The sequence below is a fragment of the Roseovarius nitratireducens genome, assembly GCF_002925845.1.
In the GTDB taxonomy this organism is placed as follows: Bacteria; Pseudomonadota; Alphaproteobacteria; order Rhodobacterales; family Rhodobacteraceae; genus Roseovarius; species Roseovarius nitratireducens.
On record NZ_PDNI01000025.1, the window covers coordinates 24,397 to 39,464 of the forward strand.

Genomic DNA, 15,068 nt, shown 5'->3' on the forward strand with positions numbered 1-15,068 from the left:
GCTTTCGGTTGCGGTCAGGTGCGGGCCTCGGCCCGTCTTCTTGCGTCCACGAAACAGGCGGCGAGACCCAGGATCAGGGATCCGCAAAGCATCAGGTCGAGCGCCACCGGGCGGCCATGCTGCGTGAGCGTCACATAGCCGAGCGCGACCACGAGGTAGAAATAGCAGCGCCCGGCCCATCCCAGCGGCATGAAGCAATAGCCGAAGGCCGCGATCGCCCCCGCCAGCTGGGTTGCCAGTACCTCCAGCACCGGCACGATCACCGTAGCGTCGATATCGGGAAAGCTCAGCAGCGGCTTGTTGAAGACGAAGGCGAATGGAATGATGAAGGTGGTGCTAGCGATCTGCAGGGAGCGGATGGCGGTTGTCCAGAACGAGGCCCGCGCCAGTTTCGCCGCCGCCAGAACCGAGACCGCCACCGGCGGCGAGAGGGTGGAGAAGACAGCGAAATAGAAGACGAAGAAATGCGCGCTGAGCGGTTCGACTCCCACCTCCTGCAGGAACGGAACCACGGCCAGCGAGGCCACCACATAGGCAATCGGCGTGGGCAGCCCCATGCCCAGCACCAGCGACAGCAGCATCGCCCCGATCAGCAGCAGGATCTCGTTATCGGGCAGGGTGGTGGCCAGCAGCGTGGCCAGCCGCCCGGAAAGATTGGTGCTGGTCATCACCTGCCCCAGCGGGCCGATGGCGAGAATGAGCAGCGACAGCAGCGTGGTCAGCACCAGCCCCTCGCGCACAGACGAAACAAGTTCGGCCCGCGACGGCCTGTAGGGCCCCTGAAGCTGCGACAGCACCAGCGCCGCGGCGATGCCCGCCAGCGCCGCGTAGCCCGCCGAGCGAAAGCCCAGAAGTAGCCAGATGACCAGCACCAAGGACACAAGGAACGTGGGTGCCATGCGCCGAATCAGCCGCCCATCCACCGGCTCGTCAAGTTTGGGCAGGTCACGGCGGAGCGCGTAGGTGCCAATCGAGAACAGGACCCCGGTGAGATAGAGCAGTCCCGGGATCAGCGCCGCCAGCGCCACCTCGACATAAGGAAGCCCGAGAAAGGCCGCGATCAGGAAACCGGCCAGCCCCAGGACCGGCGGCAGAATCTGCCCCGCCGAGGAGGCCGAGGCCTCAATCGCCCCCGACATCGGCGCGCCGAAGCCGTGGCGCTTCATCATCGGGATGGTGAACCGACCGCTGAGCACCACGTTGGAGACCGCCTGTCCCATCACAGCGCCGATGGAGCCGCTGGCGATCACCGCCGGCAGTGCCGCGCCGCCGCGCACCGAACGCCCCGTGGCCTTGCCGATCTCAATGGTCAGACGCAGCATTCCGGTGCCCAGCAGGGTGGTGCCGAAGATGATCAGCAGGAAGATCTGGTCGGCGGCGACGCCTGAGAACAGGAAAAAGCCTTGGTTGGTATTAAGCGATACATAGTTCATCACGAAACCGTCGGAATAGCCGGTGTGACGCAGAAGGCTCACCGGGATGTGCTGTCCGAAGAAGAAATAGAGAATCGAGCCGGCACAGAGCGAGGACAGCAGCAGCCCCCAGTGAAACCAGGTCAGGTAAATGATGCTGCCCATGATCAGGTAACCGGCCCAGAGGGTCACCGGGTCGAAGAACGGCGCGTTGACCACCATCCAGTCAAGATTCCACCAGAAATAGCCCAGCCCGCCGAGCCCGGAGGCGATAGCCAGCAGCACCAGCACGCGGTGCAGCCCGGCAGCGCGCACCCGGCGCCCGGCCTCGCCCTCGATCTCGGACGGGGCGTCGATCTCGCTCAGCGCCAGCAGCCCGCTCATGGCGACGATGGCCATGGCGAAATTCACATAGAAGACCGGTCCGCGCGACACCAGCCCGAAGACCGACAGCGAGAGATAGGCGATGAGGCCGAGGCCCGCGATCCAGATCGCGGCCTCGAGCGTACGGCTCAGCCCGGTTCGGCCTGATCTGGGCAAACGCTCTGAAGACATTGATCACGCCCTGTCATGATGGTGTATGCGTGGGGCGGGGGGCGGCCCGCGCCGCCCCCTCCCCTCGTGGTTCGAAAGGCTGTCCGTCCCGGTCAGTCGCCTGGATAGGTCATCGGCTCGAAGTCCTTGCGGCGTTCCCACAGGCCCAGTTCCTTGTAGGCGCGGATGGCACCGGGATGCGCGTTTTCCTCGCTCAACCCGGAGATCATGTTCGCCTCTGACCAGAACTTCCAGAAGCCCTGACCGCTTTCGCGCAGGCCGGGGCCGTGCTTGTGCACACCCATGACCAGATCATAGGCGACATCCTCCGGAAAATCCGGGTGGACGGCGGCGAAGATCCGGTTGGTTCCGGCGAGGAAATCCTCGGTTTGGCCGGGCAAGCTGCCTGCGGGCACGGTGACGCGGCCATAGGTCATGCCGAATTTCTCGTTCACCGTGTCGATCGCCTCGTCGGTCAGGCCGAGATAGCGGATCTGCTGACCCGAGGCATGCAGCTTGCTGGTCAGGGCATTGGTCCACCAGATGGTCTGGTCGCCATTTGTGACCAGTGCGGCCAGCGCCGCATCGGTGGTACCGTCGATCAGTTCCTGGGTCAGGACCGCGGGGGAGACGAAGCGGATATCGCTGTTCTCCTCGGTGATGCCGTAACCATGTTCGAGATAGAGTGCCGCCGACATGCCCCAGTCGCTCTGCGTGGGCAGGCCGATCGAGATGCTCTTGCCCTTGAGATCGGCAACCGACTTGATCTCGGGGTCGAAGGTCACGAAGAACTTGCCCTGAGCGACCACGCCTTCACCGTAGAGCAGCTTGAACTTGATCGGCACCGGCTGCGGGACGAATTTCGCAAATTCCTCGCGCCCGCCCTGAAACGCGGCCTGGATCACGGTGTCCTCGGTGCCGAAGACCGTGGTTGTCCAGCGCCGCTCCTCGGCCATGGCGCGCACGTTGAACATGAATCCCGGTGTCTCCTGCGCGGCGGGCAGCACCTGCGAGCCGTCCCGCGCCATGCGCGCGGCGAGCACGGTATTGGTCTGCACGGCACCGCAGCCCAGCGGACAGGCCAGGAACGGCACCACGGTTTCGGCGGCGGCGATGCCCGCCGTCAGCGTTGAGGCCGCGAGTGCCGCAGCAGCGGCCAGAGACCGCATCCTCATGAACTTGAAATGTTTCATTTAGTCCTCCCTTGGTTGGCTGTGTGCCGGTCGGACGTGATGCCGCCAGCAGCTTTGAGTGTCGTCAACGCAACTCCTCCGGCGTTGCTCCTCTTGCATGCGCTATTTCAACGTCCTGCCCCCATCGACATAGACGGTCTGTCCGGTGATGAATCGGCCCCCCTCCGACATCAGTAACAGCATGGTCGCGATCAGATCCCCGGCCTCGCCGAAGCGGCCCATCGGGATCTGTGCCAGGGCATGCGCCGCCATTTCGGGATCGGCGAGAATCGTGGCTTCGGTCAGCGGTGTCCGGGTCATGGCCGGGCCGATCGCGTTGACCGTGATGCCGGTCCGCGCCCATTCCAGCGCGAGCAGTTTCACCAATTGCGACAGCGCCGCCTTGCTGGTCGAATAGGCGGAGTATTGCTCGTTCACCACCCGGCTCGAAACCGAGGCCAGATGCACGATCCGGCCGCCACGCTCCTGTTCGGCCATGACCCGCGCGGCGCTGCGCGACAGCAGAAACGCCCCAGTCACGTTCACCGCCATGGTCTCGATGAAATCGGCGACCGACAGGTCCAGCGCCGGGGCGAAACGGGCGATGCCCGCACTGTTGAGAACGGCGTCGATCCGCCCGCCGTGGTGCTGCGCGCAGGCAATCACCTCATCCACGCTCTGCGGGTCGGTCACATCCAGCGCGCAGGACAGATGCCCCTTGCCGGGCAGCGTGCGAAGGGCGTCGGAGGTTTCCTGCTCCAGCCGGTCCGCCAGAACGATCCGCGCCCCGCGCGCCGCGAGCCCGGATGCAAGCCCGAGCCCCAGACCCTGGGCACCCCCGGCGACAAGGACCACATGGCCCGAGACATCAAACACCGGGTCAGCCATTGCCTACATCACCGCGCCACGACCCGAGGGGTCGTTCGTCTTGTGGTGCAGCATCCGGCGGGCATAGTCGATATCGGCCACCTCGCGGCCCAGTTCACTGACGATCCGGGCGGCGCGCTCGACCAGTTGCCGGTTGGTCTCCGCCAGCTCGCCCCTGGCATAGAACACCGTGTCCTCGAAGCCGGTGCGCATGTTGCCGCCCATGGCGACGGCCATGGTCGTCAGCGGCAATTGCGAGCGGCCCACCGAGACGATCTGCCAGTTCGAATTCTCCGGGATCGCATCGAGCATCGTCAGCAGGTATTTCGGCTCTGCCGGGATGCCGCCATTGATCCCCATGACAAAGCTGAAATGCATCGGATCGGAAATGATGCCCTCCTCGCGCAATTGCAGCATGTTGAAGATATGGCTGACATCGTAGACCTCCAGCTCGTTCACGATGCCACGTTCGCGGCAGCCAGTGATGAACTCGCGGTTCCATGCCTTGGAGTTGTTGAACAGGAATTCCGCATCCTTGTGCTGGAAATGGAACGTGCCGGCATTGACCGTCAGCATGTCCGGGGCGGGATCGAGATCGAGCAGCGCCATGCGCTGCTCCTGGGTGAAGCCGGACCAGACGCCGTTGCCCTCGCGGCGGATGCCGATGCCGTTGCCGACCTGGGTGATCATGTCGGGGCAGCGTTCCTTGATGCCTGCGATCACCTCGCCATAGATAACCGGATCGGCGCTTGTCCGCCCCTCCTTGTCGCGTACATGGATATGGGCAATGGTCGCACCCGCCTCGTAGCAGTCGGCGAATGTGGCGATGATGTCCTCGGGCTGCTCAGGCAGCCTCGGATTGGCCTCCTTGCCATGAAGCCCGCCGGTCGGTGCAATCGTGAGCACCACCTTGTCGGTGGATTGAAGTACCGGTTTCATTCACGTCCTCCCTGAGACCAAGAACCGCGCGCGTCCCTTGTTGCCGCGTCAGCCCGGTTTGATGCTGAACAGAACCTGTCCAAATTCGACCAACTGGGCATTCTCCGCGCCGATGCTCTCGATCACACCGTCGGTGTCCGCGTGGATAGTGGTGAACAGCTTCATCACCTCGATCACGCAGAGCGGATCGCCCTGCCTGACCGTACTGCCCTGCTCGACGAAGGGCGGCGCATCGGGCGACGGCGCGCGATAGAAGGTGCCGACCACGGGGGCGCGCACGAGGGCCGCGCCATTGTCCTGACCCTGCGATGCATCCGGCGCGGTCGCGTCCGGTGTCGCGGGGCTGGCCACCGGCGCGGCTGGCGCTGTCGGTGCGGCGTTCTCGCTCGCCGCACGCCCGGCACCCCGCCGATGCACGATAAGCTTGATGTCCTGCGTCTCGAGCACGACCTCCTCGCAGGAGGACGAGTCGATGATGCTCAGGATCTCGCCGACTTCCTTAAATCCGGGCATGGACATCTTCACCTTCTTCGGCCTCATCCATCGCCCAGGTCGCTGATATCTCTTCCGCCGCCGCCAGCAGACGCGGGACATGCTGGACCGCCACGCTCATCGGCATGCGCGCCTGCGGTGCGGAAACCGCGACCGCCGCGCAGACCTTGCCGCGCACATCGCGCACCGGAACCGCCGCGCAGATCACGCCAGCCAGGAATTCCTGATTATCGACGGAATAACCTTGCGTCCGGATCTGGGCGAACTGTTCCTCGAGCGCCGGAATCTCGGTCATGGTCGTGTCGGTATAGGCATGCAGGTCGGACAGGGACAGCAGATGCTCGCGCCGCCGCTTGGGCTGATGCGCCAGAAGCATCTTACCCATCGAGGTGCAATGCAACGGCACGCGCGAGCCCACTTCGTAGCGCAACCCGAATGGCCAGGAGGCCTCGACCCGGTCGGCATAGAGCAGGGCGCCGCCGGAAATGATGCCGAAGTTGCAGGTCTCGCCGGTGGCCGCCGACAGCCGTTCGAGGATCGCGTGCTTGGAGCCATGCCGCACCGCCGTCTGAAACACGTTGAGCGCAAAATTGAACAGCCGCGGGCCGGGCACATATCCCCGGCTGCCCGCCTCCTGCACCAGAAGACCGTCCATTTCCAACTGGTGCACGATGCGGTGCACCGTCGGGGTCGGCATGTCGAGCAGCACCGCGATCTCCGACACGGTCAGCGGACGGCCCGAGGATCCGATGCATTCCATCACCGCGAATGTCTTTTGCGATACGCTGGAGCGATCGCCGAGCGGATTGGCAAGATGTAGAGGGGCCGTCATTCAATCTGTCCTTCCCGTCAGGAGAATCTTCATATTATCAAAATCCGGAATGAAATTTTTTACAAGATGAAATTTTGCTTGCCAATCTGCCAGATATTGAGAGGCTATGAACCGTGGCAGCAAAAGGACCGGCATCACCGTGAAGAAAGTCCTGATCGCGAACAGAGGGGAAATCGCCTTGCGGGCGGTGCGGGCCTGCAATGCGCTCGATATCCGGTCGGTTGCGGTCCACTCGGAGCCCGACGCCGCCTCGCCGCATGTCTGGGCCGCGAGTCAGGCTGTCTGCATCGGCCCTGCGTCCAGCACGCAGAGTTATCTCAATGCCGACGCGCTCTTGCATGTCGCCTGCGCCACGGGTTGTGACGCGGTCTATCCGGGCTACGGGTTCCTTGCGGAAAATGCCGATTTCGCAGAGCGTTGCGCGACCGAAGGGCTGATCTTCGTCGGGCCCGAGGCAGACACCATCCGGCTGATGGGCGACAAGGCTGCGGCCCGCAGCGCCGCACTCAGACATGGCGTGCCGGTGGTGCGCGGATCCGACGGCGCGGTCCGTGAGGCGGACAACATCGAGGAACTGGTCGAACAGATCGGGTTTCCGGTCCTGATCAAGGCCAGTGCTGGCGGCGGCGGGCGCGGTATGCGAATCGCTCGCTCCGCCGAGGAGTTTGGCGCGCTGTTCGCACAGGCCAGCCGCGAGGCGCAGCAGGCATTCGGCGATCCTGCGGTCTATCTCGAACGCTTCGTGTCGAATGTCCGCCATATCGAGGTGCAGGTCTTCGGCGATGGCAAGGGCAACGCCGTGCATGTCGGAGAGCGCGATTGCACCGTGCAGCGGCGTCACCAGAAACTGCTCGAAGAGGCCCCCTCGCCGGTGCTGAACTCCGAGGAGCGCGCGCGCATCCATGACAGCGCCCTGCGCCTCACCGCCGGTGTGAATTATCGCGGCGCGGGCACCGTCGAGTTCATTTTCGACGCCGCGACGCGCGAGTTCTTCTTCATCGAGATGAACACCCGCATTCAGGTGGAGCATCCGGTGTCCGAAATGCTGACCGGCGCGGATCTGGTCGCCGAGCAGTTCCGCATCGCGCGGGGCGAGGGGATCTCGGTGGGCCCGCCCGCCGCCGACTGTGGCCATGCCATCGAATTCCGCATCAACGCCGAAGCCTTTCGGCATGATTTCCGCCCCTCCCCGGGCCGAATCACGAGGTGGGAGCCGCCACGCGGGCCCGGCATCCGGGTCGATGGCTTCGTCGCCGCTGGCAGCACGGTGCAGCCCTATTACGATTCGATGCTGGCCAAGCTCATTGTACATGGCACCGATCGCGGCCACGCCCTCGAACGCGCCCGCGCCGCGCTGGCCGCGTTCATGGTCGAGGGCATCGACACCACCATCGACCTGCACCGCGCCCTCGTCCGGGATCCGGAGTTTGCGGTGAGCGGAATTCACACCAAGTGGGTCGAGGAAAGTTTCTTGCCGCAGCTGTTCGAGAGGGAAACATGAGCCGCACGATCCGTCTTGTTGACGTCACCCTGCGCGATGCGCATCAATGCCTCTGGGCCACGCGCATGACCACCGCCATGATGCAGGAGATCGCCCCGCGGCTGGATCGCGCCGGGTTCGAGGCGATCGACCTCGTCGGCGGGGCGGTGTTCGATGTCTGCGTGCGTTACCTGCGCGAAGACCCGTGGGAGCGCATGCGCATTCTCAATCAATGGGTCACCGAAACGCCGCTGATCATCCACACACGGGGGCAGAGCCTCTTTACCTTTGAATTCTTTCCCGACGATATCGTGGAACTGGCGGCCGAACGGTTTGCCGCCAACGGCATGCGCTATCACACGCCCTATGATGCGCTCAACGACATGCGCAATCTGGAAATCCCGATCCGCGCCGCCAAGAGCCACGGTCTGCACGTCGTGGGCGGGCTGGTCTATACCTACAGCCCCGTGCACACCGACGCCTATTACCAGAAAAAAGCCAAGGAGTTGATCGCGCTTGGCGTCGATGGCATCTTTCTCAAGGATGCCAGCGGCCTCTTGCGGCCCGAGCGCGTCGCCACGCTGATCCCGGCGCTCAAATCGGTGATGGGCGAGATGCCGCTGCAGATCCACACGCATTGCAACTCGGGGCTCGCCCCCTATGTCGTGCTGCAGGCGGTCGAACATGGGGTCGACGTGGTCCATACCGCCACCTCGACCCTCGCCAATGGCGTCAGCCACAGCCCCACCGAACGGGTCACGCAGAACTTGCGGCGGCGCGGCTACGGCGTGGATATCGACCTCGGACCGGTGGAGGAGGCCGCCGAACGGCTGGCCTTCATCGCCGAGGCCGAGGGCAAGCCCGTGGGCGAGGTGCGCGAATATGACGAATTCCACTATTGCCACCAATGCCCGGGCGGCATGGTGTCGAACCTCGCCTATCAGCTTGAGGGCATGGGGCTTCAGGGGCGGCTGAACGAGATCCTGGAAGAGGCATGGCATGTGCGCGAGGATCTGGGCTACCCGATCATCGTCAGTCCCTTTGCCCAATATGTCGTGACCCAGGCAATCCTGAACGTCATGGGCCGGGATCAGGGCCGCGCGCGCTATGATACCGTCCCGAACGAGGTGCAGCTCTATGTGCGTGGCGGCTATGGCGAGATTGCGGGCACGATCGACCCGAACCTCTATGACAAGATCACCCGTGGCCAGGACCCAATCACCGAGCGTCCCGGCTTGCTGGTGCCTCCCGGCATCAAGCGGCTGCGCGATCAGCGCGGACCGTTCCAGAGCGATGACGACTTGTTGCTGGCGGCCTTCTACGACGACGGACAATACTCGGCACTCAAGGCCGTTGGTCCGATCCGCATGGATTATCCTCTGGGGGAGACGCCTTTGCTCACGCTCATCAAGGGCATCGCGGCGCGTCCCGACGTCACGGGTTTTCACTACTTCGAAAAGACGCTCCGGGGCTGACCGCCGCGCCTGCATGGCACGCGGTCATCGGGGGAACACATTGCGGCTTGATCCGCCGTGCCCTGGTGCCAATCACATTGCTACAATGGATGGTCCATTCATTGAGCGTAGCGCTCATTTTATGATCCCGTCTGGCTCCGAGCTAGGTGCCTGTTGACGTTCGGGATTGAATCGGGCCATGAGCAGAGGAGGCACTGATGGGTCGGGCGGTTGAAATTTGACACAGGGATTTGACGGCACGGGAGTTGCGCGCTGAAGCTGGGCGCATCAGGGACGGGCGTGTAGTTCGGCGGATGCTTGCGATTGCGCTCGTGCTTGGCGGGACGGATCGCAAGACGGCAGCCGAGAGTTGCGGGATGGATCGGCAAGCATCTGGCCAAGCACGGCTTTCGCCGCCTTTCGGTGCGCCCTGAGCATCCCGGGACCGATCCGGCGGCGCAGGAGGCTTTCAAAAAAAACTTCCATGATATCGTAGCTGAAACGCTCCCCCAGGAGGCCAGGGGCAAGCCGCCTGAGGTGGGGCTCCAGGATGAAGCCAGACTCGGGCAGCAGGGAACTCTCACACGCAAAAGGGCCCGGCGCGGCACCCGCCCGCGCGCACCTCGCGATACGCGATACAAATGGAGCTACATCTTCGGCGCTGCCTGCCCGGGCCGGGGTGTCGCGGCTGGGTTCGTCCTGCCTTACGTCGATACCGAGGCCATAAACCTCCACTTGGCCGAAACCGCCAAAGCCGTCGCAGTTGGGGCCAATGCGGTCCTTGTGCTCGACGGGGCCGGATGGCATGGCGCAAAGGCTCTGAGGGTTCCCGCCAACATCACGCTCCTGCCCTTGCCGCCCTATGCCCCTGAACTCAATCCAATCGAAAACGTATGGCAATACCTGCGCGCCAACAAACTGGCGATCACGGTCTTCGACAGCTATGCCGAGGTCGTCGATAAATGTTGCGATGCATGGAACTTCTTTGCTGATTGCCCAAACACAATCACCTCGATCACTTCAAGGGATTGGGCAACGGTCAATGCATAGGGCGGTTGGTATAAGAGCGCAGGATTTCACCCTTATCCGCAACTGAACTTAGAACTGAAGGGGCTAGATTAACTCGGGCTCCGCAAAGTCCGACGAAGCTTTTCGGCGACCAGATCGTGTTTTCTTTGGCTGTACCCTGGCGGCCTCTGCGTATCCCTGTAGTGCTCCTGTATAGGTCTGGACCGCAGTCTCGAATTCCTTGTCGCCCATGGAGATCGCCGCAGGCGCAGCGGGCTCTGGTTGTTCGAGTGTGATTTTCTTCGGCCTGCTCGAGATTGGTGTTGCAGCAGGAGGATAGGGCAAGGCATGCCCCTGCCGTGCTTTGTCGATCTCCGCAAAATGGCGGTCGGCATAGTAACGGATGTGATCCGCCTTGATGGGATATTGCCCCTCAGGCAGAACAAGGACCTTGTCGAGCGGGAAGCGCAGCAATTCAGCGGGGGATACCAGCGCCCGTTCTTCCGAACGGTGGCTGACATTTGCGCTTTCCGAGAGCTTGCGCACAGTTGCCTGTGATCTGGTCTTGCCCACGATCGTGCGCTTGCCCAGGGCTGCGGACAGCACGTCGGCGGTGCGATCATCCTGCGGGGTCATGTAAATCTGCACACCAGCACCGGCCTGCAGCGCTCGGCGGTCGGTTTCGCCGTAGATGCCTTCAAGACCGGGGATCGACTGCGAGATGATAAAGAGCCGCCCGCCATAAGAGCGGATCGTCTTGATGCTCTGCAGGACCAGGGGTTGTTTGCCCAGTTGATCGAACTCATCCATCAGGAACATGACAGGATGTGGCTCGTCCGGTCCGGGATGCGCGCGCTGCAAACATGCGATGGCATCGGCGAACAGGAGCCGGATCAGGGGGGCCAGTGTTTTCAGGTGCTCCGGCTGCACGACGATATAGAGCGACTGTGGCTCTCGTCGGAAAGTCCCAAAGTCGAAATCGCTTGCCTGTGTCGCCCGGTCCACCGCCGGATCGAGCCAAAGCTCCAATCCGGCCCCGCGGATCACACTGACATAGGAATCGAGAATCTTGTCCACTTCGTCGGCCATGCTCAGGAAAATCTCTGCCACCACCGGGTTCGCGGTCTGCATCGCAGCCCGCTTGTAGAATTCCTTTTTATTGCCGCCGCCGGTCATGAGCCGCAGCGCCTCACCGATCGTCGGCTTGCCGGTCTCGATGGCGTAGAGGCAAGACGCCACGAACAGGCTGCGTCCGGCCTGGAAAAAGCTCTGCGCGTTCACGCTTTCGACGATGAGGAACAAGTCCGCCATGGTGTTGACAGCGGTGTATTGCTGCTCGGGGCTGGGCAGATCGGCAATGCGCTGGAGAGGATTGAACCGGTGCGTGCGGGTTAGGACGGGCCCGTTCTTGCCTTCGGGCTGAACGTAGTCATAGGGCGAAAAGTACCAGACCTGGTTGTTCAGCGCCTTTTGGCGGTGGATGGATGTCTTCTCGAAATTCTCGCCCTTGACGTCGAGGATCACGGCACTGCCCTGGAAGTGCAAAAGATTCGGCAATACGAAACCAACCCCTTTGCCGCGGCCCGTGGGCGCGATCATCATCGCATGCGGGAAGCGATCTGGCGTGGCCGACACGAAGGGCGCGCGGGACGCAGGTGACCCGAGCTTGCCGAACAGAAAGCCATTCTGGGAGAGAGATGCCGACATACGATTGCGGCGGAGCTCGGGACGCGACTGGAAATGTGCATCATCATAATCGGTGAGCGACCCGCGATGAACGGATGTCGCCCCTGTCGCCGCCAGCAAAAGGGCAGGAAGTGCCGTGATGAGCCACGCAGTATGTTCCACCGCAGGGTTTGCCTTGATCCGTGGATCAGACAGATTGAGCAGCCAAAGTTCGAAAATATCGAACCCACCCAGGTCTTCGCCGAATCGCGCCATCAGATAGAGCGTGGCAATCGCGGCACCGATCCAGGTGCCAACACCGAGTCCGAGCAGGATGGCGATCGGATACCGCCAACGGCTTTCCATTGCATGCAGCATGTTTTGGATCCTCTAAAGGCCGTAATCGCCACTGGTATCGTCCCGGTCTCGCCCCCGCTCCTCGGCGCGCTCGAAAGCCTCGATCCGGGTCCGGTAGGTGGCGGCGGGTTCGCTGTCGCGGCCGGCAATGTCATCACCCGCATCCACCGCGGCGATGGCCTTTAGCTCCGAGAACACGGCTTGTCGCAGACCAGGGTCTTCGATGCGGTCCATGAGCGGATCGATCCGGCCCGCTGCCAGCTGATCCATATCCCCGTCGCGCAGGTCTTGCCGCACGTCGGAGATCAGCTTGTCCAGCGTGGCGATGTCGGCAAGGCGGCTGCCCTGCCCCGCGTCGAGAATGTCCTGACGCGCCAGATCCGCCAAAAGATCACGATCCATGTGCAGCCCCGTAAAAACATCACGCGCGCGCGCCTGCATGTCGCGTTCGAACCCAAGCCAGTCCGAGCGCTCCTGGGCGTCCACTGGACGTGACGCTTCAAGTTGCGCCTCGCTGCGATGGGGTGCGGTGAAACGGGCAGCAACTTCTTCGACGCTGCTGTCCGCCTCCTCGAGCCGCGCCTCCATCGGTGCCAGAACCCGCGCCAATTCCGCTCGGAAACTACCCAGTGCAGCATCGGCCTCAACCGAGAGCGGATTGCCCTCCTCTCCTGCCCGTGAGGCCAGCCCCGCAATCCCCTGCACACTGTAGGGATCGCGCTCCGACGACACCGATAAAGAATGATCCGCAAGAAAGTCGCGGCCCAGAAGCGTGCCCATTTCGCGGGCCTGCCCGGCAAAGAGCTGTTCCAGCTCTACCTTCTCGGCACCGGGCGCCATGTCCTGAATGGCGCTCCAGGCGGTTTCGGCTTCCGCCTGCAATGTCTCGCGGGCGGCGATCAGACGACCGATCACGTCCACTCCGGCCACGGGGATATCGGCCCCTTCGGCAAACCCTTCTTTCACCGGCAGTCCTTTCATAAAGTTGTTGGCGGCATGCTGTGCGCTCTCCGCGATGCGTCCGAGCCATCCATCCGGAGGGGTGTCGGCCTCCAGGCGCATCCCGGCAAGTTGCGCCAGCTGCCGATACCCCTCAGCGTATCCACGTATCTCGGCGTCTCGCAGGGCGCGGGTTGCAGGATCCAGCGGCGCAACCACTGGCTCCCGCTCCTCTTTGCGGGCCGCCTGCAAATCGGTGTCCCGCGGCGCGTTTTCCATGATGCCGCGCGACAGGCGGGAAGAGGCGTTCAGCACCAGCCCGTGCTCACCCGCGATCTGCGCATGCAACTCGCGCATCATGTCATAGCTGATCTCGGAATGACGGCTGATCGAGAGGAACTTGCCATCCTCCATCCCGACCTTGTCGACAAGAACATGGGCATGCACATGATCTGTGTTGCAATGAAGGGCTGCCACATACCGATATCGATCCCGGTAATCCCCGCCGAACACCTCCTGCGCCCATTCGCGCGAGATGGCTTCCGCCAACTCCGCCTCGGTTCCCTTGGGAAAGGACAGGATGATGTGATCGGTATGACCCCGTTTCGGGGCCCCGCACCAGGAAGCACTCCAATCGGCAATGACACTTTCCATGCCGCGCTCGCCAAAGACACGATCGATGCCGATCTGGTTCGACCAGGCTGCGACCTGCGCCTCGTCGCGCAGGATGTATTTCATCTGTCGGCGTAACTCTTTGGGCGAATGACACCCGCCCGTGCCAACCCGCTTCACCACGCTTTGCGGCACCCGCAGTGCGTTCCAGGACATTACCGCAACTGCCCCGCCGGACGTGCCACGCCGACGGCCCGACGATACGCGCGCTTCGCCTGCCATGGCTGCAGACCGCCGCCCCACATGAGGCAGTATCTCGCCCAATACCGCCTGCTGGAGGGTGCGTGTTTCAGCCATCGCGCTGCCCCTCCCCAACGTCCCGAAGATCGGACACTCGGACGAAGGACCCGCGCAGCGAGGCCGCGCGCAAAGCCTGCACAGCCCGGGCAACCTCTTCAGCCCGGTCCGCAAGCCGACCGACCAGTGCCGCGTCGCGCGCGTTCCACCGCAGCTTGCCCGCATGGGCAAGCTTCAGCATCTGCACAAGATTGCGCGCCAAGGCATTGAGCTGATTGGCCGACGCCTTGAGCGCCGCGACCTCGTCCCGGCGAAACGCGACAATGCCGGATGACAGACGGATCATGTGCCGGAGCAGACCCGACGTGGTCATGCCCGTCTCGGCCACAAGCGCCTCGAATGCTTCGGCCTCACGGGCGGACACCCGAACCTGCAGCACGTGGCCCTTTGTGGTTCGATCCGTCACCACACCGCGCGCCCGCACGCGGGCGACAGTGGGCCGGGAGCAGCCAACACGCACGGCGATCTCCCCATCGCCAAGCCCTTGAGCGGCAAGCCGGAGAACCTCTTGTCGGGCTGTGGTGGAGAGGCGTTTGGACATGGGCGGCAAGATTTATCATTAGATAGTTTTTGTAAACACGAAAACTCTAATGAGTCACCGCACAAGTTTTGTCATACACAATACCGTTCCTGTCAACGTCCCTTCGGTCCGTTGTCGCACCTTTGGTGATCAGCAGGCAGGGCCTTGGCCATGCGTGCTGCAAACCCCGCGCGACAACGAATAGACCGAAGGGACACCGCCTCCCCCGCGCCGCGATCCGGGACGTAGGCCCGGATCCTGAACAGGCGCGGGAATGACGTCGGCGCAGCCGACACGATATCGCTTCATTGGCGTTGAATGCTCAAAGGGGTTTTCCCGGAAGGAGAAGAAGACCTTGTGGGATTGGAACGCCTGCGCGGCACCGTGCTTATACCGTTGGTGCTGTCACGGATGGTCGAGGATCATTT

11 protein-coding genes and 1 pseudogene are annotated in these 15,068 nt (G+C 63.1%); 3 read left to right on the forward strand and 9 right to left on the reverse strand.

Annotated elements, in window-relative coordinates:
* Nucleotides 1-14: 14 nt before the first annotated feature.
* The 6 genes from CRJ03_RS04605 to CRJ03_RS04630 form a co-directional block, all read right to left on the reverse strand.
* Nucleotides 15-1,967, reverse strand: a complete 1,953-nt coding sequence (locus CRJ03_RS04605; RefSeq protein WP_104017742.1) for a TRAP transporter permease — start codon at nucleotides 1,965-1,967, stop codon at nucleotides 15-17.
* 92 nt (nucleotides 1,968-2,059) lie between these two features.
* Nucleotides 2,060-3,139, reverse strand: a complete 1,080-nt coding sequence (locus CRJ03_RS04610) for a TAXI family TRAP transporter solute-binding subunit (protein ID WP_104017743.1) — start codon at nucleotides 3,137-3,139, stop codon at nucleotides 2,060-2,062.
* A gap of 102 nt (nucleotides 3,140-3,241) precedes the next feature.
* Nucleotides 3,242-4,006 carry an SDR family NAD(P)-dependent oxidoreductase gene (locus CRJ03_RS04615; RefSeq protein WP_104017744.1) on the reverse strand — a complete coding sequence of 255 codons (765 nt, stop codon included), beginning with the start codon at nucleotides 4,004-4,006 and terminating at the stop codon, nucleotides 3,242-3,244.
* Nucleotides 4,007-4,009: 3 nt separating this feature from the next.
* Nucleotides 4,010-4,924: a beta-keto acid cleavage family enzyme gene (locus tag CRJ03_RS04620; protein WP_104017745.1), complete on the reverse strand. Its 915-nt coding sequence runs from the start codon at nucleotides 4,922-4,924 to the stop codon at nucleotides 4,010-4,012.
* A 48-nt stretch (nucleotides 4,925-4,972) separates the two neighbouring features.
* Entirely contained in the window at nucleotides 4,973-5,437 is a 465-nt protein-coding gene (gene accB / locus CRJ03_RS04625; protein WP_165375236.1) for an acetyl-CoA carboxylase biotin carboxyl carrier protein, read from the reverse strand.
* Entirely contained in the window at nucleotides 5,424-6,248 is an 825-nt protein-coding gene (locus CRJ03_RS04630; RefSeq protein ID WP_104017747.1) for an IclR family transcriptional regulator, read from the reverse strand. Before CRJ03_RS04630 ends, accB begins: the two co-directional genes overlap by 14 nt.
* Before the next feature lie 139 nt (nucleotides 6,249-6,387).
* Between CRJ03_RS04630 and CRJ03_RS04635 the strand changes: the two genes are divergently transcribed.
* From CRJ03_RS04635 to CRJ03_RS04645, 3 genes and pseudogenes are all read left to right on the forward strand, one after another.
* Nucleotides 6,388-7,749 (forward strand): acetyl-CoA carboxylase biotin carboxylase subunit, encoded by a 1,362-nt coding sequence (locus CRJ03_RS04635; RefSeq protein ID WP_206018298.1) that lies wholly within the window; start codon nucleotides 6,388-6,390, stop codon nucleotides 7,747-7,749.
* Entirely contained in the window at nucleotides 7,746-9,203 is a 1,458-nt protein-coding gene (locus tag CRJ03_RS04640; RefSeq protein WP_104017748.1) for a pyruvate carboxylase subunit B, read from the forward strand. Before CRJ03_RS04635 ends, CRJ03_RS04640 begins: the two co-directional genes overlap by 4 nt.
* Before the next feature lie 230 nt (nucleotides 9,204-9,433).
* Nucleotides 9,434-10,232: pseudogene (locus CRJ03_RS04645) on the forward strand (IS630 family transposase).
* Nucleotides 10,233-10,295: 63 nt separating this feature from the next.
* Here the strand turns inward: CRJ03_RS04645 and CRJ03_RS04650 are convergent.
* The 3 genes from CRJ03_RS04650 to CRJ03_RS19595 form a co-directional block, all read right to left on the reverse strand.
* Nucleotides 10,296-12,233 (reverse strand): type IV secretory system conjugative DNA transfer family protein, encoded by a 1,938-nt coding sequence (locus CRJ03_RS04650; RefSeq protein ID WP_104017749.1) that lies wholly within the window; start codon nucleotides 12,231-12,233, stop codon nucleotides 10,296-10,298.
* 12 nt (nucleotides 12,234-12,245) lie between these two features.
* On the reverse strand, nucleotides 12,246-13,889 hold the full coding sequence (locus tag CRJ03_RS04655; protein WP_165375237.1) for a relaxase/mobilization nuclease domain-containing protein: 1,644 nt from the start codon (nucleotides 13,887-13,889) through the stop codon (nucleotides 12,246-12,248).
* 223 nt (nucleotides 13,890-14,112) lie between these two features.
* Nucleotides 14,113-14,661, reverse strand: coding sequence for a plasmid mobilization protein (locus tag CRJ03_RS19595; protein ID WP_129590234.1), 549 nt, complete (start codon nucleotides 14,659-14,661; stop codon nucleotides 14,113-14,115).
* Nucleotides 14,662-15,068 lie beyond the last annotated feature (407 nt).

Excerpts from the sequence above, each read along its gene's own strand:
- CRJ03_RS04605 (WP_104017742.1), bottom strand. The coding sequence starts at position 1,967 with ATGTCTTCAGAGCGTTTGCCCAGATCAGGCCGAACCGGGCTGAGCCGT.
- CRJ03_RS04610 (WP_104017743.1), bottom strand. The coding sequence starts at position 3,139 with ATGAAACATTTCAAGTTCATGAGGATGCGGTCTCTGGCCGCTGCTGCG.
- CRJ03_RS04615 (WP_104017744.1), bottom strand. The coding sequence starts at position 4,006 with ATGGCTGACCCGGTGTTTGATGTCTCGGGCCATGTGGTCCTTGTCGCC.
- CRJ03_RS04620 (WP_104017745.1), bottom strand. The coding sequence starts at position 4,924 with ATGAAACCGGTACTTCAATCCACCGACAAGGTGGTGCTCACGATTGCA.
- accB (WP_165375236.1), bottom strand. The coding sequence starts at position 5,437 with ATGCCCGGATTTAAGGAAGTCGGCGAGATCCTGAGCATCATCGACTCG.
- CRJ03_RS04630 (WP_104017747.1), bottom strand. The coding sequence starts at position 6,248 with ATGACGGCCCCTCTACATCTTGCCAATCCGCTCGGCGATCGCTCCAGC.
- CRJ03_RS04640 (WP_104017748.1), top strand. The coding sequence starts at position 7,746 with ATGAGCCGCACGATCCGTCTTGTTGACGTCACCCTGCGCGATGCGCAT.
- CRJ03_RS04650 (WP_104017749.1), bottom strand. The coding sequence starts at position 12,233 with ATGCTGCATGCAATGGAAAGCCGTTGGCGGTATCCGATCGCCATCCTG.
- CRJ03_RS04655 (WP_165375237.1), bottom strand. The coding sequence starts at position 13,889 with ATGAAATACATCCTGCGCGACGAGGCGCAGGTCGCAGCCTGGTCGAAC.
- CRJ03_RS19595 (WP_129590234.1), bottom strand. The coding sequence starts at position 14,661 with ATGTCCAAACGCCTCTCCACCACAGCCCGACAAGAGGTTCTCCGGCTT.